The organism is Aureimonas psammosilenae, assembly GCF_009176975.1.
In the GTDB taxonomy this organism is placed as follows: domain Bacteria; phylum Pseudomonadota; class Alphaproteobacteria; order Rhizobiales; family Rhizobiaceae; genus Plantimonas; species Plantimonas psammosilenae.
The window spans coordinates 38,867-59,560 of sequence record NZ_WEZG01000017.1 but is presented as its reverse complement, the minus strand read 5'-3'; the positions used below and the strand labels follow the sequence as shown (position 1 = coordinate 59,560).

The window sequence follows — 20,694 nt, the reverse complement described above, 5'->3', positions numbered from 1 at the left end:
TCCGGACCGTTGTCGGAACGGATGTGGCCCGGCACGCCGCGCAGGATGAAGAGGTCGGACAAAACGTCGATGACGTCCGCGGACCGCAGCTTCCGGTCGATCCGGATGGTGAGGCACTCACGGGTGAACTCGTCGATCACGTTCAGCATCCGGAACTTGCGGCCGTCATGGGTTCTCGCTTCCACGAAGTCGTAGGACCATACATGGTTGGGATACTCGGGCCGAAGCCGAACGCAGGACCCGTCGTTCAGCCAAAGCCGACCCTTCTTGGGCTGCTTGGCTGGCACCTTCAGCCCCTCCTGCCGCCAGATCCGCTCGACGCGCTTCACGTTGACGAGCCAGCCAGCATCCCGCAGCAGGACTGCGATCCGGCGATACCCATAGCGCCCATACTGGGTCGCCAGCTCGATGATGTCGGCCGTCAGCGCCGTATCGTCGGCTCGACCCAACGGAACCTTGCGCTGTGTTGATCGGTGCTGCCCCAGGACCCGGCACGCCAAACGCTCCTTCACGCCATGCTTCTTCATGACGTGCTCGATGCATTGGCGACGGCGGGAGGGGCTCACCAGTTTCCCGAGGCAGCCTCTTTGAGGATCAGCTTCTCGAGCGTCAGGTCCGATACGGCCTTGCGCAGACGCTCGTTCTCCTTCTCGAGGTCCTTCAAGCGCTTCACCTGATCCAACTTGAGACCGCCGAACTCCTTGCGCCACCGGTAGTACGTGAACGGCGTCACGCTGATCGTGCGCACCGCTTCCGCCACCGGGCGGCCTTGCGACAACAGCACGTCCACCTGCCGAAGCTTGGCGACGATCTCTTCAGGCCTGTGCTTCTTCTGTCCCATCTGGGCATCCTCCATCGGCTCAAAAGCCTACTTCAGGCAGGACCACTTTTCAGGGGGCAGACCAAACGATGGCGACAGGAAGTTTCAGGAAGCGGAGTAAGCAAAGGCACGGTTGGCTATGACTATGCTGTCCGCCAGCGGCACCAGCTATGAGCCTTTACGTCCGCAAGCCAGCGCGGTCAGATCGCTCACTTAGCTTGTAGTGACCCTTCTGATGCGGAAACCGCCACATCGTGCAACGACGCACCGCATAACGAAGCGCAACATGTCGCATCATGACAGTTACCACGCGCCACATGAATTTTCAACTAAGAATTGTATATGCACAGTTTGAGGCGGGCTTGTTCCGCTCGCGTCCAGTGACGTCGTTAGCTTCAGATCGAAGCCTTCTATGCCCTCCCCGGTCCGCGCGTTTGGCTCAATGCACGTGCTCGACGGAGAATAGCCAGCCGGTCCGATCGCTTGTTGCCTTAGGTTGCAACGTACTGGTCATTCTCGGCAGCCACGATTTTTTCAACTACAAAACGCTAGAAAGCGTGCCCAAGGCGAGTGTCTGAACGAGGCTGCGTCTTGGGCGCATGCCGTCGAGCGCAACGGGCCGAAAGCTGCCGTTCCGCTTTGAGGAGCGGCAGGACGTATAGCTGCCGTCGAAAAGTTGGAACGAGCATACCAAACGTTCGCCGACGGCAAGTTGACTGAAAGCGGAGATCCATTCGGCAAACACGATCACCGCGCTGGATGCGATGGACGGCGCTTTCATCAGGAGGATCCTTCGAGCCGGTAACGGCTGCCGGGATAAAGCAGCCGGACGGCGGAAACGACTCCATCCCGCGACCAAGTACGGCGACGGACGAGGAGGCAGGGCTCGGTCCGCGCGATGGCCAGAAGCCGGCATTCCCAGGGCTGCGCGCCGACCGCTTCGATGAACTGTTCGGCCTTTTCGATCGGCGCGACGCCGGAAAGATAACCGTTGGGGGTCGCAGCGCCGAAATCCTGACTCATGTATCCGGGAGCGACGGCCGGATTGACGAAGCGGTCCTCAATCTGGATCGGTAGGTCGTTTTCCTTGTGGACGATGATCGAATGCACGGCTGGGGCGCCGACCGCCAAGTCCAGCGCATCCGCCAGTTCCGGGCCGCAGACCTCGCTTTGCATCAGGATCACGCTCGCGGCATGCTGGCCGCCGCGCGCGCCGATCTCGTCGGCGATGTTGGGGACGGATCGAAACTGCGACGAGCGTTTCTTCTGGGCCACGAAGGAGCCCTTGCCTCGAATGCGGGTGACCACGCCTTCGGCCGCAAGCTCGCGCAGCGCGCGGTTCGCCGTCATTCGGCTGACGCCAAGGCTTTCCACCAGTTCGTTTTCCGAAGGCACGCGATGGTTCGGAAGCCATTCGCCGGTCTCGACGCGGTCGAGGATGTGGCGCTTCAGGCGGGCGTAAAGCGGCAAGGGCACATCCTTGTCGGTCGCTGGCGCTTCCTCGTCCTTTTGGCCTTTGATGGATGACATCGGGTTCTCGAATGCGAATCGGGAAGTTACATAGCAGGGAACCCGTGCGAGGCACGCTTGATCGCTTGCAAGACCGGGCTGCCTCGTCGATGTTGTATAGGCAACCTTGATCGAGTTGATCGCATGAGCTGTCTGGCCACAGGCCTGTGTCAACCCCCTGGATTGGATGAAGAACCGCGCGATGCGGCATCCGGGCGCCGATGCCGGGCCGTCCTCGCGCAACCGCCTCGGGACCTGTCCCGATGACCGGCATCGACGCGATACTTCTCTACGAGCCACTTGACCCGGCCGCCATCGCAGCCGTGGCACGGGGCGCCCGGCTGGAACTCGGATCAAGGGCGCGCGAGCGGATCGCGCAAGGCCGCCGCATCGTCGAGGCCCTTTCGGAACGCGACATCCGCGGCTACGGCATCAACACTGGCGTCGGCGCCCTCTGCAATGTCGTGATCGACCGCCCCCGTCAGCAGGCGCTGTCGCGCAACATTGTGATGAGCCATGCCAGCGGCCTTGGCGCGCCGCTCGGCCGGGAAGAAACGCGCGCGATCATGGCGGCCGGGATCGCGGGCTTTGCCCATGGCGCATCGGGCGTCCGGATGGAACTCGTGGAAGCGCTTCTCGATCTTCTGAACGCCGATATCCTGCCGGTCGTGCCTTCGCGCGGATCGGTCGGCTATCTGACGCATGCCGCCGCCATCGCGCTCGTTCCGATCGGTGCGGGCACGGCACGGCGCGGCGAGGAAACGATCACCGGGGCCGAGGCGATGGCGCGCATCGGCCGCGCGCCGTTGGTGCTGGAAGCCAAGGAGGGTCTCAGCCTCGTCAACGGCACCCCTTGCGCGACGGGCCTTGCCTGCCTCGCCGTGCATCGACTGGGTGTCCTTGCCGATTGGGCGGATGCCGCCGCCGCGATGTCCTACGAGAATCTAGGCGCGCAGGCCGGGACGTTCGATGCCCGAACGCTGGCGCTGCGCCGCTCAAACGGCCTGCAGGCGGTCGGCCGCCGGTTGCGCCGCTGGTTGGAGGCGAGCCCGCTTCTCGCCAGCCGCGCCGGCCAGCGCACGCAGGACCCCTTGAGTCTCCGGGCCGTACCGCAGATCCATGGGGCCACCCGCGACGCGCTCGAGCGTGCCGAAGCCGTCGTGGCTGAGGAACTCGCGAGCGTCACCGACAACCCGGCCGTCGGCGGCTCTCCGGACGCGCCGGAAGTTCGCTCGCAGGCCCATGCGGTCGGAGCGGCGCTGGCTCTTGCGCTGGATGCGCTCGCGCCCGCCGCGGCCGCGCTCGCCGCCGTCTCCGAACGTCGGATCGACCGGCTGGTGAACCCGCTCGTCAGCGGCCTGCCCGCCTTTCTCGCCCCCGACGGCGGCGTTTATTCCGGCTACATGATCGCCCAATACACGGCGGCGGCGCTTATCGCCGAGAACCGCCGCTTGTCGCTTCCGGCCAGCCTCGACGGCGGCATCACGTCGGCCTTGCAGGAGGATATCCTGACCCATGCGACGCCGGCCGCCACCAAGCTCCTGGCGATCCTCGACAACCTCCGCGACGTGATCGCGATCGAACTCCTGGCGGCGGTACAGGCTTACGATTTCCAGCCCGGCGCCGAGCTTGCGCCCCGCACCGCCGCGCTTCGCGCCATTATCCGCCAGGAAGTGCCGTTCTATGCCGACGACAGGCCGATGCAGGGCGATATCGAGCATCTGCGCCCCTTTCTTGCGCGTTTCTCGCCGGAGGCGACGGTCGAGAGTTGAGGCGGCGCATTCCGCGACTCCCCAGGTAAGCAACACGACGAAAAAGGGCGGCTCGTCGGCCGCCCTTCACCTTCGAAGATGTCAGCGTCTCCGGTTCACTTCAGCTTGTGCTCGGCCAGCCATTCGTCGGCCACCACATCGAAGCTTTCGTGGTCGGCGAGGCGGCCGTTCATCTTGATCAGAGCCTCGGTGGTGAGCGCCGCCGACACGGCGTCCAGCGTCTTCGTCACTGTGTCGCTGACCTTCGGGGTGGCGATCACCGGCACGATGTTCTGCGCCGGAAAGAGGTTCTTGTTGTCTTCAAGCGCCACGAAGTCGTTGGCGGCGATCGCCGGGTCGGTGGAGAAGAGGTCGGCAGCCTGGACCTGGCCGTTGGCGAGCGCCGTCACCGTCAGCGGACCGCCGACGTCGAGCGCCTTGAAGGACCGGAATTCGAGCCCGTAGAGGTCCTTCAGACCGACGACGCCTTCCTTGCGGGTCTTCCATTCCGGCGGGCCGCCGAGCACCAGTTCGCCGGCATGGGGCTTCAGGTCCTCGATGGTCTTCAGCTTGTACTTCTCGGCCGTCGCTTTGGTGACGGCGAGAATGTCGCCATCCTGCGCCGGGGATGGCGTCAGCATGGAAACGCCCTTCGGCAGCGCGGCCTTCAAAGCCGCGGCCACGTCCGCGGGAGAATGGGCGGTGGCGTTCTTGTCGAGATAGCTGAGCGTCGCGCCGGCATATTCCGGCAGAAGGTCGATGGAGCCGTCGAGCAGCGCCGGCATGTAGACTTCGCGGCTGCCGATGTTCAGCTTGGTGTCGGTCGCCATGCCCTTGGCGGCGAGCGCCTTGGCATAGATCGTGGCGAGAAGCTGGCTTTCCGGGAAGTCGGCCGAGCCGACGACGATCGTTGCCGTATCGGCGCGCGCCGGCGCCTCGGCGGAAAGCGGGTCGTTGGCGAATGCCGGGAAGCTGGAAAGCGCCAGAAGCGCAAGGGCGCTCGCCGCCTTGATCATGTTGGTTGCCATGCTTGCTCCTTCGTGGGGTTGATGGGAAACGGAGGTCAGGCCGGCGCCCGCATACGCACCCGCCGGGTGAGCCCCGGCGATACGAAAAGGCGCGAGGCGAGCGCGATGAGGAGGTCGACGGCCAGCGCGAGAAGGCCGACGAGAACCGCGCCGGCCGCCATCTGGTAATAGTCGTTCTGCGCCCGGCCATCGATGATGAGCCGCCCGAGCCCCCCAAGCGAGACATAGGCGGCGATCGTCGCGGTGGAGACGATCTGGAGCGTCGCGGCGCGAAGGCCCGAGAAGATCAAGGGCAGCGCGCAGGGAAGCTCCACCCCGAACAGGATGCCGAGCGGGCGATGGCCCATGCCGCGCGCGGCATCCACCGCCGCCGGGTCGACGGCCGCGATGCCGGCATAGGTCGAGGTCATGATCGGCGGCACGGCGAGAAGCACGAGCACGATCAGGCTCGGCACGACGAAGGCGAGATCGGACGCGAAGACCGGCCCGAACAGGATCACCAGGAGCACGATCAGGCCGAGGCTCGGCAGCGCGCGCAGGGCGTTGGCGAAGCCGGCGACGAACACGACGCCCCGACGCGTGTGCCCGACGTAAAGGCCGATCGGCAGGGCGATCAGGGCGGCGAGAAGAAGGGCGGCGAGGCTGTAGAGAAGATGCTGGCCGACAAGCGCCGGCACGCCTTCCGAGCCCTGCCAATGCGCGGGATCGGCGAACCAAGCGATCATGGCTTGCCTCCCTTGGGCTGCCACGGCGTCAGCCGACGGGCGACGAAGAGCACGAGGCCGTCCAGGATCGCGGCGAGTAGGACGCAAAGGACAATGCCGGCGATGATCGGCGTCAGGAAGCGCAGTTGCAGCCCTTGCGTGAACAGAAGGCCGAGCTGCGGCGTGCCGACGAGAGCGGCCACCGAAACGATGCTGACATTGGACACGACGGCGACGCGAAGTCCCGCCGCGATCACCGGCACCGCCAAGGGCAGTTCCACCAGAAGAAAGCGCGGCAGCGCCCGGTAGCCCATCGCGCTCGCGGCCTGGATCACCTCCGGCGACACTGATTCAAGCCCGTCGCTGACGGTGCGGACGAGAAGGGCGAGCGCGTAGACCGTCAAGGCGACGACGACGTTGAGGGGATCGAGGATCTTGGTGCCGAGGAGAAGCGGTAGGAGCACGAACAGCGCCAGCGAGGGGATCGTATAAAGAAGCCCGGAAACCCCGAGAAATGCCGCGCGGAAGAGGCCAGCCCGGTGCGCGATCCAGCCGAGCGGCAGGGCGAGGACGAGCCCGATCAGGACGGGAAGCACGGACAGGCCGAGGTGCCAGAGAAACAATTCGCCGATGCGGCCGGATTCACGCCAAAGCCAGTCGAACCTCATGACCGTGCTTCGCCCCCCATGCCGCGCGCCGATTCCACGGCGGCGGCGGCCTCGGACAGGGTGATCGTTCCCAGAAGACCGCCCTCGGCATCCACCACGACGCCCCGGCCGGACGGCGCGCTCAGCGCCGCGTCGAGGACATGCCTCAGATTGCCGCCGCGCGGCGCCATCGTGCCGGAAAGGTTGACGTCCTCCTCGCGCAAGGGGCCGGACTGCGCATCGAGATCGGCCCAGCCGAAAGGCCGGCCGGCACCGTCCGAAACCAGGACCCAGCGGTCCAGCGCGACCTGCCGCGCGGCTTCGGGCATCGTGCCGAGCGCCACGGTCGGCTCCTTGCGAAGCGGCAGGGAAGCGTCGAAGCCGGCGAAGGACAGGAAGCGGAAGCCGCGGTCGCGCCCGACGAAATCGGCGACGAATGCATCGGCCGGCCGGGCGAGAAGCTCCCGTGGCGTCGCGATCTGCGCCAGCTTGCCGCCGGTGCGCAGCACCGCCACGCGATCGCCGAGCTTCAACGCCTCGTCGATATCGTGCGTGACCATGATGATGGTCTTGCCGATCTCGCGCTGAAGGCGCAGGAATTCGTCCTGCAACTGGGCGCGCACCACCGGGTCCACAGCGCTGAAGGGCTCGTCCATCAGCATGAATTTGGGATCGGAGGCGAGCGCCCGCGCAACGCCCACGCGCTGCTGCTGACCGCCGGAGAGCTGCCAGGGGTAGCGGTGCGCGAAGCTCTGGTTCAGCCCGACGCGCTCCAGCGTCTCGTGGGCGATGGTGAGCGCCTTGGCCTTCGCGACGCCGTTCAGCCGTGGGGTGGATGCGATGTTCTGCACCACGGTCCGGTGCGGAAAAAGGCCGGCATGCTGGATGACGTAGCCGATGCGACGGCGAAGCAGCGCGACATCCATGCGCTCCGTCGGTTCGCCGTCCAGAAGGATCGAGCCTGATGTCGGCGTGATCAACCGGTTGATCATGCGCAGCGACGTCGTCTTGCCGCAGCCGGAAGGGCCGACGAACACGGTCAGCTTGTTATTCGGCGCTTCCAGCGAAAGGCCGTCAACTGCGGTGGTCGCGCCAGGATAATGCTTGGTGACGTTGTCGAACGTGATCATTCCGTCACCGCCCCGCCTTGAGCCCTGCCGACTGTCCGCTTCGATGCTGCGCGATCGGATAGGCATTTGAAGCCATCTCATTCAAGCATGGATGGCAATTGTCTATACATGTTACACGGGCTCGGCGCGCACTCAAGATGGGCTGCCGGAAATATTCCCAACATGGAGCTTGCTTATCAATTAAGCAGCGACATCGCCGTCCAGCTTCCAACGGTGAAGACTGACGTGGGTCTGCAGCCAGTATGACGTCAATGACAGTTGCCATCTGAAGTCATATGCACTGAACTCCCGTGGTGCCTCATCGAACATCATGAGCCAGCGATGCCCAGCCCGCTTTTGGGAATGGGAGGGCCAATAGCCGCCCGTCCGCTTCGGGACGATTGAAACAAAAAGCTGCCCTTCGTCTTTCGACCCAAGTCAGGTGGTTGGGTTAGCGTTGAGCTGTACCCGTAAGCGAATCTTGTCGAGAACGCGGTTCTCCTGCCTGCGCAGCGTGGCCATTGCAGCCTATTCGCGCGCGAGCTATTCTGGCGGTGTCGGAAAAGGCAGACTTGGTCTGGTAAGCCCAAGTCCTTTCGATGACGAAAGCTCTGGTCTTTGGCTCCGAGCCGCAGATCCCCACGACGAACGAAGGACGCACTGATGCGTCCGCTTGTTCGTCCGTGCGGGTCTCAGGTTTGGGAAACGCTCCGGTCGAACATCGACATCGGAGCCCAACCATGCCCGCATCGACGACGTTTTACGATACGATCATCGCTGGCGCAGGTCCCGTCGGCCTGTTCCTCGCCTGCGAGCTGTCGCTAGCAGGCTGCTCTGTCCTGGTCCTCGAACAGGCGCCCGATCTGTCCTCACCTTTGAAGCGTGCTCCGTTCGGACTGCGTGGCCTCTCGATCCCGACGATCGAGAGCTTCGACCGGCGCGGTCTGCTGAGCGAGATTGAAGCCCGCGCAGCCAGCCGCGCCACGCCGGGGACAGCGCATTGGACGAAGCAGCCGCGCCGTCCGGGCGGCCATTTTGCCGGTATCCAGTTTTTCCACGACCAGATCGGCACCGCGCGCTGGCCGTATCGCCTTCCTGGCTCAGTCAGCAACCTAGCTGCTGATATGGCGAGCATCGAAGCCGTACTGGCCGAGCGCGCGTGGGCATTGGGCACAGATATCCAAAGAGGCAAGGGAGTCGAAGGCTTCGCTCAGACGGATGAGTTTGTTGCCGTCCAGTCAGGCGGTCAGGCGTTCCGAGGTCGCTGGCTCGTTGGCTGCGACGGCGCCCGCAGCAAGGTGCGCAAGGCGGCAGGCAACGGCTTTGAGGGCACCGAGCCTGAATTTACGGGGTACTCCATCCAAGCCGCTTTAGCCGGCGCGGACGCGCTCCCGCCCGGCCGCCACTACACCGCGGAGGGCATGTACCTGTTCACGCCGCCCGGCACGATCGCGATCGACGACTTCGACGGTGGCGCCTTCCATCGCTCCGCGCCGATCACGCGCGAACACGTTGAGGCGGTCATGCGCCGGATTTCGGGCGTCGATGTCACCGTGACCAAGCTCGAACTCGCCACCACTTGGACCGACCGCGCCTTTCAGGCGAGCGCGTATCGCACCGGCCGCGTGTTGCTAGCCGGCGACGCCGCTCACATCCATTCGCCACTGGGCGGGCAGGGTCTCAACCTCGGGCTCGGCGATGCGATGAACCTCGGCTGGAAACTGGCAGCGACGATCCGCGGTGATGCGCCGGCGGGCCTCCTCGACAGCTATGAGCGCGAACGGCATCCGGTCGGTGCTCGCGTCCTCGACTGGTCGCGGGCCCAGGTCGCGTTGATGCGGCCGAGCCGGAGCTCGCGCGCGCTCGAAGCCATCATCCGCGACCTGATCGAGACGCCAGACGGCGCTACCTACTTCGCTGAACGCGTGTGGGGCGTCTCGATCCGCTACGATCTCGGCGGTAGCCATCCGCTGGCGGGGTGCAGCGTTCCCGATTTCGTGCTGAGCGACGGGCGGAGAGCCTCCAGCCTCTTGCGCGATGGCAGGGGGTTGCTCTTGGACTTCGTGCCCGATTCGCCGCTTCGGGCGCTAGCGGACCGACGAGCCGTAAGGATCGACTATGTCGCGGGGGATGTGCGCGACCGGCTGGGCTTGCAAGCCGTGCTGGTGCGGCCGGACGGGATCGTCGCCTGGGCAGGTAACACCGCGCCCGACACTGCGGCCATCGGCCAAGCTATGACGCAATGGTTCGGCACATGATCGAGGCTGGTGAACCTGCTTAAGCAATGTTCGCATTCAAAGAGCCTGCGCCCCGAAGCTGGCGGACCGCAAACCACTCGGTCGAGCCGATCGACGACAAAGAAGCAGACGCCCGGGAGCGGTCCAGGCGCACTCGACCCGATATCGCCATTCTGAGCCCTTCACCCCCTCCCTTGAAGCGATCGTTCAAACGTTTCGATAGGTCTCGTAAAGCCATCGTCGCCAAGCCATTTCAGGACTGCATTCTGGCAAGGCTCTGGAGGAGCTGTCGACTCAGGAACGCGTCGCGGACTGGCGTCAACGGTGTGAACCGCCGTTCTGTTGAGTTCAGAGTCGGCCAACATGCAGCCTGCACGTTCCTGGACGGGCCCTTCGCCCATAACATGACGAACGCTATGCCCTCGTATTCCGTAAAGCCAGTGCCAACGCCGTACCGGCGAGACGAGCGGTGGCGAGGAGGCGGTCGGGACCGTGACCGGCGCGCGCCATGGCGGATAGACCCGCCATGATCGTGCCGACGTAGTCCGTGATGCGCGCTGCATCGTCTGGAAACTGAGACGCGACGAAGGCGTGGATCGCGTCCTGCGACGTCCCGCTGGCCGTGCAGGCCGTTTCGCGAGCTTGCGCATCGTTGCAGCGGACCCCCTCGATGACGAGGCAGCCAGGCGCAACGGGATCGGCGGAGTAGAAACGAGCGGCGGCTTCCAACAAAGCCGCGAGAGCGTCGGCAACAGGGCGGTCGGGGCTGAGAACCTTTTCCAGGAAGACCGTTCCGGCAGCGCCGTAGCGCTCGACGACGCGGGCGTAGAGGCCGGCTTTACTGCCGAAGGCCGCGTAGAAACTGGGTGGGTTGATGCCAAGAGCGGCGGTGAGGTCGGCAACGCTCACCGCGTCGTAGCCGCGGGCATGGAAGAGGCTTTGCGCGGTCGCCACCGCCTCGTCCGGATCGAAGCGACGGGGACGCCCCCGAGGGCGCGGAATATCTGTAGTCATTGCTATAAAATTCCTTGACGGTGCCGTGCGATTATTTATGTAGCGCTTCTTACTTTTATCGCAAGGACGACGTCATGACCGGTTTTGCAGGAAAGTCCGTTCTGGTGCTCGGCGGCAGCCGGGGAATCGGGGCAGCGATCGTGAGGCGCTTCGCAGCCGATGGTGCGACGGTGACTTTCAGCTATGCCGGATCGCGCGAGGCGGCGGAGCGGATTGCGGCCGAGACAGGGGCGACCGCCGTGATGGCGGACAGCGCGGACCGTGACGCGATGGTCGCGCGGGTGCGCGACAGCGGACCCCTGGATGTGTTGGTGGTGAACGCGGGCGTGGCCATGATGGGGGACCCCGGGGAACTCGACGCCGACGAGGTGGACAGGATGATCCGCATCAACGTCAACGCGCCCTACCATGCCGCCGTGGAAGCGGCGCGGCGAATGCCGGAAGGCGGGCGGATCATCATCATCGGCTCGAATGCCAGGGACCGGACCGGGTTCCCGGGCCTTGCGGCTTACTACATGACCAAGGCGGCGGTTCAGGGAATGGTGCGAGGGCTGGCGCGGGACTTCGGGTCGCGGGGGATCACCGTGAACGCGGTGCAGCCTGGGCCGGTCGATACCGACATGAACCCGGCCGACGGGCCGCTGAAGGATATGCTTCACGGCATGATGGTGATCCGCCGCCACGGACGGCCCGAGGAGATCGCGGGAATGGTGGCTTGGCTCGCGGGGCCGGAAGCAGGCTTTGTAACGGGGGCCATGCACACGATCGATGGCGGCCTTAACGCCTGATCCGTCTTGAGAGGGGAGACGAGCACGCCCCTCCCTTGATTAGGCGTGTCTTTAAAAGGTCGCCTTTTGCAGTGCCTAGGTTTCGTGGTTCTGTAGGGGAAGCAGACTTGACCAGCCTCGATCGGGTCGGTCGGCTCCGTTAGGCGCGTCAGTCATACTCACAAATCAGATAAGGCTTCAGCTTTTCTGATCGACCATCCTTTGGTGCGTCGCCACGGATGTCTGCCAACAGCAGATTTCTTATTAAGTCTACTCCGAAACGGACCGGAAGCTTTCCACCCGTTTATGACGTTAATCTCCTTGCGTTCGTTTCAGGCGTTCTCCGGCATATGGATGGCAAACCCGGTCTCGACGGATTCGGCGGCCCCATCCAGGCGTCGGAGGAGGCGAGCCATGGTTTCCACCGCGATGCGGGCCTCGAGGTCGGGCTGCTGATCGATGACGGCCGATATGGCACGCTCGCGCAGGAGGTCGCGCCGGTCCGGCGTCAGCTCATGGGTGATAAAGGCGGTCGAGTCGGTGCGTCCGAGCCGTCGCAACGCGGCCACCACGGGCTGGGCGCCGGCTGACATGTGATAGATGCCACGGATCGCGTGGTCGGCCGATAGCGCTTCCAGGACGATCCGGCCGGCCCGCTCGCCATCCTCGCCGTTCTCCGCGGTCGGCGCCACGTCGATGCCGGGGTGGCGCTCGGCCAGGATCTGCCGGAAGCCGTCCTCGCGCGAGCGCTGGCCCAAGATGTCCCGGCGTCCAGCGATCAACAGCACACGCCCGCCCTGCGGTCCCAGGAACAGCCCCATCAAGTCGCCTGCAACGCGGCCGGCGCGGCGGTCGTTGGGCCCGACATAGGCCGCGCGCCCGCTCGTCGGCAGGTCGGTCGCGAAGGTGACCACGGGTCGTGCAGCCGCGGCGGCGCCTACGGCCTCCGTTATGCGAGGCTCGTCCGGCAGCGTGACGATGAGCCCATCGGTTTCCATGGTTTGGCGGGCGACGATCCCCGCCGTGCTCTTTGGATCGTTGGGATCGATGTGGTGGACAAAGAACTGGATGTTGAGATCGGCATAAACGCGCGCCGCCGTGTCCAACCCGGTTCGCAAGGCGGCATGGAAAGGGTTTCTCGGTGCCTGGATCAGGACCGCGACCCGCAACATGCGATGAGGGCGGATGGCGAGCGCCCGATCGAGCCGAAGTCGGCGCGCAGCGGCGAGGACGCGTGCCTCCTTGTCCGTGTCGACGCCGCCGCGTCCGTTGAGCACGCGGTCGACGGTCGCCGGCGACACGCCCGCTTCCCGAGCCACGTCTGCCATCGTCGCCTTGCGACCCATGAGCCGATCCTCCGCAGCTTGATGGCATCCCATCAAATCGGCTCTCATGGAAGGGGCCTCGCCCGGTCTATCAATGGGCGCCGGGAGGACAAGAGCGCCATGAGCATCACCATTACGACGGCCCCATGCTGCTGGGGCGTCGACGACGTTTCGAACCCGAACCTGCCGCCTTGGGAGCGCGTTTTCGATGAGGCCGCGAAGGCGGACTACGGCGGGCTGGAGCTCGGCCCCTACGGCTACGTACCGCTGGACGAGGCGCGGGTATCGGAGGCACTGCGAGCGCGAGGCCTCTTCATCGTCGCCGGCACGATCTTCGACGACCTCGTTTCGGCCGCCAACCGTGACAGCCTACTCAAGCAGGTCGACGAGATCTGCGGGCTAATAACGCGCCTGCCGCCCCCGCCCAGGACCGAGGGCCAGCGCTTTCCCGCTCCTTACCTCACCGTCATGGACTGGGGCCACGACGAGCGCGACTTTGCCGCCGGCCATTCGGACCGCGCCCCGCGCCTGTCCGATGAGGCATGGGCCGGCATGGTCGAGAACATCCGCGCCGTCGCCGATCTCGCCCGGACGCGATATGGCGTGCGCGCCGTGATCCACCCGCATGCAGGCGGCTATATCGAGTTCGCCGACGAGATCGAGCGCATCTCCGCGGACGTGCCCAAGGAGGTCGCCGGCTTCTGCCTGGACACGGGCCACACCTACTATGCCGGCATGGATCCGGCCGAGACGCTGGAGCGCTATGCGGACCGCCTCGACTACGTCCACTTCAAGGACATTGACCAGACCGTCTTCGATCGTGTGATGGCAACCCGCATCCGCTTCTTCGAAGCCTGCGCGCAAGGCGTCATGTGCCCGATCGGGCGCGGCGTCATCGACTATCCGGCGATCCGGGGGCTTCTCTCGCGCCTCGGCTATGCCGGCTTCATCACGGTCGAGCAGGAGCGCGATCCGCGCAACGCTGGCGGCAGCCTCGCCGACGTGAAGGCGAGCCGCGACTACCTAACGACCGCTGGGTTCTGAGAAAGGGGAGAGAAGCGATGATCAATGGCGAACTGAAGACCGCGGCTCCGATCCGCTGGGCGATGGTGGGTGGTGGGCGCGGTAGCCAGATCGGCTACATCCACCGATCGGCAGCGCTGCGCGACCGGGGTTTCGAACTGGTGGCAGGCGCTTTCGACCTTGATCCAGAGCGCGGTCGCGCCTTTGGCGTCGAACTCGGCCTCGACCCTGCGCGCTGTTACCCAGATTACGCCGCCTTGTTCGCGGGCGAGGCCGCGCGGCCGCATGGCATCCAGGCGGTATCGATCGCGACGCCCAACAACACCCACTTCGCCATCGCCAAGGCCGCCTTGGAACACGGCATCCACGTGGTCTGCGAGAAGCCGCTCTGCTTCACCGTGGCCGAAGCGAAGGAGTTGGCGGCGCTGTCGGAGGCGCGCGCCAAGATCGTGGGCGTCACCTATGGCTATGCCGGTCATCAGCTCATCGAGCAGGCGCGCGCCATGGTTGAGGCGGACGAACTCGGCGAGATCCGCATCGTCAATCTCCAGTTCGCCCACGGCTTCCATTCGCAGGCGGTTGAGGAGACAAACCCAGCGACGCGTTGGCGGGTGACGCCGGCCTTCGCCGGGCCGAGCTATGTCCTTGGCGATGTCGGCACGCATCCCTTCCACATCTCCGAGGTGATCCTGCCGCATCTGAAGGTGAAGCGGCTTCTTTGCACCCGTCAGAGCTTCGTGAAAAGCCGCGCGCCGCTGGAAGACAATGCCGTGACACTCATGGAATACGATAACGGCGCCATCGGCACAGTTTGGTCGAGCGCGGTGAATGCCGGCTCCATGCACGGGCAGAGAGTGCGCATCGTCGGGTCGAAGGCGAGCATCGAATGGTGGGACGAGCGGCCGAACCAGCTCTCCTTCGAGGTGCAAGGCGAGCCGGCGCGCATCATCGAACGCGGCATGCCCTATCTCCACGCCGCAGCGCTGGCGGACGACCGGATCGGCGCGGGTCATCCCGAGGGACTCTTCGAGGCTTGGGGGAATCTCTATGGTCGCTTCGCCATTGCGATGGAGGCAACGGACCAGAGTGATGGAGACCGTCTCTCCAGCCTGCGCTATCCCGACATTCGGGCCGGCGTCGAAGGTGTGCGCTGGGTGGAGGCCTGCGTGCGTTCTGCGGACGCCGGAGGTGTCTGGATCGATTACGCCTGAGGTCGGGGCACCGATCGGATTGCTCTCAGGGATGCGCGGGGAACAGACGCCCTTGTCAGGCATGCCAGCTTTACCAGCCACTCTCTCCAAACGGGAACCGGCACTAATTTACCCCACGCCGCTATCGGAACGGTCGCAAACAAGACTCGTAAGCGGCCGTCCCCGTCGGGATGCTGCGATCTAAGGAGATCCTAAACCTCGATTCCCTCGGCAAGGGTTAGTGCATCCTCAACGTCGACACCGAGATAGCGCACCGTGCTTTCGATCTTGGTATGACCAAACAGGATCTGAACAGCACGAAGATTGCCGGTCGCCCGATATATGATCGACGCCTTCGTCCGCCGCAGCGAATGCGTGCCGTAGTCCTCCCTTCGCAGACCGATCGCTGTCACCCACTCATCGACGAGGCGAGCATACTGCCGTGTGCTGAGGTGAGTGGAGTGATCGATGCGGCTCGGAAAAGCGTAGTCATCGACCGTTCCGCCGCGTCGCTCCAGCCATGCCAGCAGGCTCGTGCGTGCTGCTTCCATGAGTTCGAACTGCACTGGCCGCTTCGTCTTACGCTGCACAACGATGGCGCGGGCACGAATGCGTCCACCCGACACGAAGTCGCCGATCTTCACCTTCACGACGTCACAGCCACGTAGCTTGCTGTCGACTGCAAGATCAAACAGCGCCCTGTCGCGAAGACGCCCTTCATGGTCGAGCCAGAAGCGGATTGCCCAGACCTGTGGCAGCTTCAATGCTCGCTTGGCGCCAACCACTCGGCCTGCGTTCCATGCTCTCCTTACGTTCGTTGCCGGATCAAATGTCGAATGTCCCATTGTCGTTCTTCCACGGCCAGCATGGCTGACGGGAATGTGAGGCTGCGCGAACGGCTTGTGGGATGAAACTGAAAAACGGGCCGAAAGCGGTCCGTCCGCTTTGTGGGAAACTTGCTAGAAAGCTGCCATTCGATCTTACTCTTTATTCAAGCCATCGCTTTCGGTGCTGCGAAGGGGACCGAGCGCTGCCTCGTTAAGACAAGTCATTGGACGAGATGACAGACTCAATCTTCAGCACTTCGAGGCTAACTGAGGAATAGTTTCAAACCGCGTCACTGGATGGCTGACGACCGAAGGAGTAATCCGGAATATGGGGAGGAAGCGGGCCACCGCGTTCGCGAACCATATCACGAAGTCGGGCAAAGACATGAGGTGAAGCTCGCACGCCGTCGTGCTCGTACTCGTTCGTCACCCAGACCTGCGCGTTACCGATGCCGGCCGCCGTTTCCAGGGACAAGCCCGCATCGACATAGAGATCGTCGAAATAGACCGCGGCGGCGAGCGGGACCTCGTTCGCGGCGAGGCGATCCGCATTGTAAAGCGGATCGTGCCGCGGCTTCGCCGCCAGGGCTTCCGCCGCTGCCTCGAACGCGCGCAGCGATCGGATGTCCCGGAACATCCAGGGATAGATCATTTCGCCGGGCAAGAGCAGGGGCCGATGATCCGGCGCAAAGTCGGGATGTTCGGCAAGGACGCGGCACGCCGCCCAAGCCGTAGCTCCTTCGCCCTGCCCATAAATGCTCTCCTGCATCACCGTGTAGAGCGGATTGCCGTCGTAGGAGGTGAGGCGCGCCACTTCCGCCAGGAAATGATCGGACAGCCGCGTTTCGCCGGCGTCCGCGAAGGCCTCGTCGAACAGCCAGTGGACGTTCTCGAAGCCCGGTCCCATGCCGAGGTCGATACCGACGATCTGGAGGCGCGGAACGGTGAGACGGTCGCCGTTGGGGAGACGGACGTCGTTCGCGGCGATGAAGTCGGCGACGCGGCCGATCCGGGCACGGTCGTCCGGGTAGCGCTCGTAGAAAGCCCTTGTCTTCTCGCGGGCGCGCGGGAAAGTGCGGCGATAAACGTCCTCAGCGCTGGCCGAAAGACCCGGCAGCCCACCCGTGACGTAGCAGGCCGCAAGACCTTCCGGGGCGAAGGACAGGTAGGTAATAGTGACGAAGCCGCCGTAGCTCTGCCCAAGCGTTTCCCACTTCGTGTTCCCGAACACCGTCTTTCGCAGATGCTCGGCGTCGCGCACGATGCTGTCGGCGCGGAACAGGCTGAGGTGATCGGCTGCCTCCTCCCCATTCTCGAAGCCCGCCATGTCGACCCCTGCGATCGGGCATGAGCGTCCCGTGCCGCGCTGGTCGAGAAGAATGACGCGATGGGATTTCAGCGCTTCCTTCAGCCAAGGCGGCCCACCCGCCGGCCGGGGCGACTTGCCGCCCGGCCCGCCTTGGAGAAAAAGGAGCTTGGGCAGCGCCGCCTCGCTGTCGCGCATGGGGTTCACCACCTCGCGCGCGAAGACGTGAATCTGGCGCCCGTTCTCCGGTCGCTGCCAGTCCAGCGGCACCGCGACGCGGTGATCGCGAATGCGCATGCCGGGAATGACGTATTCGGACAGGATCATCGAACGGGTCTCCGCGGCGCGATCGCCCGCTTATTCTTGGCCTTCATTCGACATCGAGTGAGCGTCCCGTGTCGCGACTGAAGAGATGCATGCGCTGCATATCGAAGGCGAGCGGCATGAGTGTGCCGGCGCTCGGAGCGGTTTCGGGGTCGATGGAGGCGCAAAGCGTTTGTCCGGCGATGTCGAAGTAGATCATCGTGGAGGCGCCGAGCGGCTCGATGAGATCCACCCGCGCTTCGATCGTGGCCCCGGCGGCGCGTTCGCTCCGGACAACAATCGCCTCCGGCCGGATGCCGAAATCGACCTCCCGTCCCGCATGGGGAGCATAGCGGGCGCGTCGCTCAGCCGGAACGGACACGCGCGACCCGTCGGCCAGAACGAGAACCAGCGCGTCGCCCGCGGCCTCCAGCCGAGCGGGAAGGATGTTCATTGAGGGCGAACCGATGAAACTGGCGACGAAGCGTGTCGCGGGGCGGTGGTAGAGCTCCTGCGGCGGTCCGCATTGTTCGATCAGTCCCGCATTCATGACCACGACGCGGTCGGCCATGGTCATGGCTTCGATCTGGTCGTGCGTCACGTAGACCGTGGTTGTCGGAAATAACTGATGCAGGCGCTTGATCTCGGTCCGCATCTGGACGCGAAGCTTGGCGTCGAGATTGGACAAGGGCTCGTCGAACAGAAAGACCTTGGGATTGCGCACGATCGCGCGCCCCATCGCGACGCGCTGGCGCTGGCCGCCGGAAAGCTGGCCGGGTTTCCGGTCGAGCAGCGCTTCGATGTGCAGCGTCTCGGCCGCGCGGCGGATCCGCTGACCGATCTCGCCCTTCGGGACGCGCTGTTGCTCGAGACAGAAGGCGATGTTCTCGGCGACCGTCATATGCGGGTACAGCGCGTAGTTCTGGAACACCATCGCGATGTCGCGCTCGCCCGGCTGAAGTCGGTTCACGATCCTGTCGCCGATGACGATCTCGCCGCTCGAGACATGTTCAAGCCCTGCGATCATGCGAAGCGTCGTGGACTTGCCGCAGCCCGACGGGCCGACGAAGACGACGAACTCGTTGTCCGCGATCACGAGGTCGACGCCCCGGACGGCTTCATAGATGCCGTAGGACTTCACGACCCGCTTCAGTTCCAATCGTGCCATCGCCCGCCTCCATCAAGCTTCCAGAAGCCAGACCTGCATGGCGCCGGTCTCGCGATTGGCCCAGAGATGATAGGGGATCGCCCGGAACGGCCGAGGCCGAAGTTCCGGAGCCGTCGTGCGATAAAGATCGCCCGTCCATCCTTGAGCATCGGCTTCCAGCCCCTCGGCTTCCAGCACCACCGCGCCGCCCAGAAGCGTCGCGTCGAATCTCGGCTCCAGTGCGGCTTCGGAACTGAGGCGCAGGCGCTGCGGCTCGATGCCGATATCGGCCTCCTCGACGCAATAAACCACCGGCCCGCGCCGGAGCGCGACGCGGCCCGCGTCCTCGCCCGCCGCCGGATGGGCGTAGAGGCGCTCGGCCGGCATCGCAAAGGACAGGCGGATCTCGTCCCCGTTCCGCCATTCGCGCGTGATCGATGCGTAGCCCTTCACGCATGCCGCGCCGAGATCAACGGTTTCGCCGTTGACGCTCACGCTTGCTTCCCGGCACCAGCCGGGAATGCGCAAGGTGAACGTGAAGGTCGCCGGATTCTCCAGGGTCAGGGCAAGCGCCACGTCGCCGTCCCACGGATAGCGCGTTTCCTGGCGCAGCCGCACGAAGCGGCCTCCGATATCGAGTTCGGCCGTGTTTTCCCCGTAAAGGTGGACGGCGAGCTCGTCCTTCTTGGCGGAATAGAAATACTGGCCGAGCGAGGTCAGCATCCGCGCGATGTTGGTCGGGCAGCAGGGGCAGTAGTGCCATTTCCATCGCCGGTGCTGGCCGTGGCTTTCAAGGACGTTCTCGTAGAAGTAATGCTCGCCGTCGCGCGCGATGCCGGACAGGGCGCCGTTGTAGAGGACCGTTTCCAGCCGGTCTGTGAACCGCCGGTCGAGATCGGTCTGCGCCATGCGGTGCGTCCAGAAGCCAAGCGCGACCGCCGCGCAGGTTTCGGCATAGGCCGTCTCGTTCGGCAGGTCGAAGGCGCGGGTGAAGCCCTCGTTGGACGCCGACGGCCCGAGACCGCCCGTGACATAGAGCTGGCGTCCGGTCAGGTTGTCGAACAGCCGGTCGCAGGCCGCCTTCAACGCCGGATCGTCGTTCTCGTGCGACAGGTCCGCCATGGCGGAGAAAAGATACATCGCCCGCACGGCGTGGCCGACGACCTCCCGCTGCTCGCGCACCGGCTCGTGAGCCTGGCTGTAGGCATAGGTCTGGTAGATGTAGGTTGCGGGGTCCTCGCCGCGCCGGCGCGCTTCCCCATCGTAATAGGAAGGCATCTGCCCGCGCTCGTCGACGAACCAAGTGGCAAGCTTCAGGTGGCGCGGATCGCCGGTGACGCGCCAGAGCTTCACCAGCGCCAGCTCGATCTCCTCGTGCGCATCATAGCCGGCAAGCTTGTCCGGCTCCGGCCCGAAGGTGTCGATGATGTGGTCGACGGCACGGATCATCACGTCGAGGAAGCGCCGCTTGCCGGTCGCCTCGAAATAGGCGACCGCCCCCTCTAGGAGGTGGCCCATGGAATACATCTCATGGAGATCGCGCAGGTTCGTCCAGCGCTTTTCCGGCTCGCGGCGGATGAACCAGGAGTTGAGATAACCGTCCGCCATCTGACCCTGTTCGAGCTTTTCCACGATGCCGTCGATCTTGGCCTCGAGGTCGGGATCGGGATGAGTCTTCAGCGTATAGCTCGCCGCCTCGATCCACTTGCCGAAGTCGGAATCGAAGAAGTGCTGCATCGACAGCCCGCTCGGCTGGATCGGGCGAACGAGGGGCGCGGGCGGCTTGCCGAAGTCGAGCACTTCCAGGAAGCCTTCTTCCTCGAGCCGCCGGTATTGCGAGGGAACCGTGACCTCGCGGGCGGTGCGGGTCCAGCTTTCCCAGAAGCCGCCCGGGAAGGCGACCTTGGTGTGATCGACAGGCACGAAGCGCTGGTGCGCGCCAGATGCGGCGGGCGCCACGGATTTCGGCAGGGAGGACATGGCGTTT

17 protein-coding genes and 1 pseudogene are annotated in these 20,694 nt (G+C 64.8%); 5 read left to right on the top strand and 13 right to left on the bottom strand.

Features of this window, described 5'->3' with window-relative positions; genetic code table 11:
- The 3 genes and pseudogenes from F9929_RS21815 to hutC form a co-directional block, all read right to left on the bottom strand.
- Positions 1-841, bottom strand: a pseudogene (locus tag F9929_RS21815) (IS3 family transposase); the annotation flags it as partial.
- Between the two features lie 517 nt (positions 842-1,358).
- A complete protein-coding gene (locus F9929_RS21810; RefSeq protein ID WP_152048666.1) occupies positions 1,359-1,601 on the bottom strand; it encodes a hypothetical protein in 243 nt (80 codons plus the stop codon).
- The gene (gene hutC, locus F9929_RS21805) at positions 1,601-2,350 is read right to left on the bottom strand and encodes a histidine utilization repressor (RefSeq protein ID WP_152048665.1); all 750 of its coding nucleotides are present in this window, start codon (positions 2,348-2,350) and stop codon (positions 1,601-1,603) included. The genes F9929_RS21810 and hutC overlap by 1 nt, the downstream gene beginning before the upstream one ends.
- Before the next feature lie 242 nt (positions 2,351-2,592).
- On the opposite strand from hutC, the gene F9929_RS21800 reads away from it, so the two are divergent.
- The gene (locus tag F9929_RS21800) at positions 2,593-4,101 is read left to right on the top strand and encodes an HAL/PAL/TAL family ammonia-lyase (protein ID WP_152048664.1); all 1,509 of its coding nucleotides are present in this window, start codon (positions 2,593-2,595) and stop codon (positions 4,099-4,101) included.
- Positions 4,102-4,196: 95 nt separating this feature from the next.
- Here the strand turns inward: F9929_RS21800 and F9929_RS21795 are convergent, their stop codons facing one another.
- From F9929_RS21795 to F9929_RS21780, 4 genes are read right to left on the bottom strand one after another with little or no spacing between them, the layout of a single operon-like run.
- Positions 4,197-5,108, bottom strand: a complete 912-nt coding sequence (locus F9929_RS21795) for an ABC transporter substrate-binding protein (RefSeq protein WP_152048663.1) — start codon at positions 5,106-5,108, stop codon at positions 4,197-4,199.
- A 35-nt stretch (positions 5,109-5,143) separates the two neighbouring features.
- Positions 5,144-5,833 carry an ABC transporter permease gene (locus F9929_RS21790; RefSeq protein ID WP_152048662.1) on the bottom strand — a complete coding sequence of 230 codons (690 nt, stop codon included), beginning with the start codon at positions 5,831-5,833 and terminating at the stop codon, positions 5,144-5,146.
- Positions 5,830-6,480 carry an ABC transporter permease gene (locus F9929_RS21785; RefSeq protein WP_152048661.1) on the bottom strand — a complete coding sequence of 217 codons (651 nt, stop codon included), beginning with the start codon at positions 6,478-6,480 and terminating at the stop codon, positions 5,830-5,832. The genes F9929_RS21790 and F9929_RS21785 overlap by 4 nt, the downstream gene beginning before the upstream one ends.
- Complete coding sequence (locus F9929_RS21780) at positions 6,477-7,589, bottom strand: ABC transporter ATP-binding protein (protein WP_152048660.1); 1,113 nt, start codon at positions 7,587-7,589, stop codon at positions 6,477-6,479. The genes F9929_RS21785 and F9929_RS21780 overlap by 4 nt, the downstream gene beginning before the upstream one ends.
- A 719-nt stretch (positions 7,590-8,308) precedes the next feature.
- Between F9929_RS21780 and F9929_RS21775 the strand changes: the two genes are divergently transcribed.
- Entirely contained in the window at positions 8,309-9,826 is a 1,518-nt protein-coding gene (locus F9929_RS21775) for an FAD-dependent monooxygenase (protein WP_152048659.1), read from the top strand.
- A gap of 393 nt (positions 9,827-10,219) precedes the next feature.
- Here F9929_RS21775 and F9929_RS21770 read toward each other — a convergent pair whose 3' ends face one another.
- Positions 10,220-10,819 (bottom strand): TetR/AcrR family transcriptional regulator, encoded by a 600-nt coding sequence (locus F9929_RS21770; protein WP_152048658.1) that lies wholly within the window; start codon positions 10,817-10,819, stop codon positions 10,220-10,222.
- Positions 10,820-10,893: 74 nt separating this feature from the next.
- Here F9929_RS21770 and bdcA point away from each other — a divergent pair, with 74 nt between their 5' ends.
- Entirely contained in the window at positions 10,894-11,607 is a 714-nt protein-coding gene (gene bdcA / locus F9929_RS21765; protein WP_152048657.1) for an SDR family oxidoreductase, read from the top strand.
- Between the two features lie 311 nt (positions 11,608-11,918).
- On the opposite strand, the gene F9929_RS21760 is transcribed toward bdcA, so the two are convergent.
- Complete coding sequence (locus tag F9929_RS21760) at positions 11,919-12,932, bottom strand: LacI family DNA-binding transcriptional regulator (RefSeq protein ID WP_235919504.1); 1,014 nt, start codon at positions 12,930-12,932, stop codon at positions 11,919-11,921.
- Between the two features lie 99 nt (positions 12,933-13,031).
- Here F9929_RS21760 and F9929_RS21755 point away from each other — a divergent pair, with 99 nt between their 5' ends.
- Both F9929_RS21755 and F9929_RS21750 read left to right on the top strand, forming a co-directional pair.
- Positions 13,032-13,955, top strand: coding sequence for a TIM barrel protein (locus F9929_RS21755; protein ID WP_152048656.1), 924 nt, complete (start codon positions 13,032-13,034; stop codon positions 13,953-13,955).
- A gap of 17 nt (positions 13,956-13,972) precedes the next feature.
- The gene (locus tag F9929_RS21750) at positions 13,973-15,145 is read left to right on the top strand and encodes a Gfo/Idh/MocA family protein (RefSeq protein ID WP_152048655.1); all 1,173 of its coding nucleotides are present in this window, start codon (positions 13,973-13,975) and stop codon (positions 15,143-15,145) included.
- A gap of 191 nt (positions 15,146-15,336) precedes the next feature.
- On the opposite strand, the gene F9929_RS21745 is transcribed toward F9929_RS21750, so the two are convergent.
- The 4 genes from F9929_RS21745 to F9929_RS21730 all read right to left on the bottom strand — a co-directional run bounded on the left by F9929_RS21745 (position 15,337) and on the right by F9929_RS21730 (position 20,687).
- The gene (locus F9929_RS21745) at positions 15,337-15,969 is read right to left on the bottom strand and encodes a tyrosine-type recombinase/integrase (protein ID WP_152048654.1); all 633 of its coding nucleotides are present in this window, start codon (positions 15,967-15,969) and stop codon (positions 15,337-15,339) included.
- Between the two features lie 262 nt (positions 15,970-16,231).
- The gene (locus F9929_RS21740) at positions 16,232-17,584 is read right to left on the bottom strand and encodes an alpha/beta fold hydrolase (RefSeq protein WP_152048653.1); all 1,353 of its coding nucleotides are present in this window, start codon (positions 17,582-17,584) and stop codon (positions 16,232-16,234) included.
- Positions 17,585-17,627: 43 nt separating this feature from the next.
- Positions 17,628-18,728, bottom strand: a complete 1,101-nt coding sequence (locus tag F9929_RS21735) for an ABC transporter ATP-binding protein (protein ID WP_152048652.1) — start codon at positions 18,726-18,728, stop codon at positions 17,628-17,630.
- A gap of 12 nt (positions 18,729-18,740) precedes the next feature.
- Entirely contained in the window at positions 18,741-20,687 is a 1,947-nt protein-coding gene (locus F9929_RS21730; RefSeq protein WP_152048651.1) for a glycoside hydrolase family 127 protein, read from the bottom strand.
- Positions 20,688-20,694: the final 7 nt, after the last annotated feature.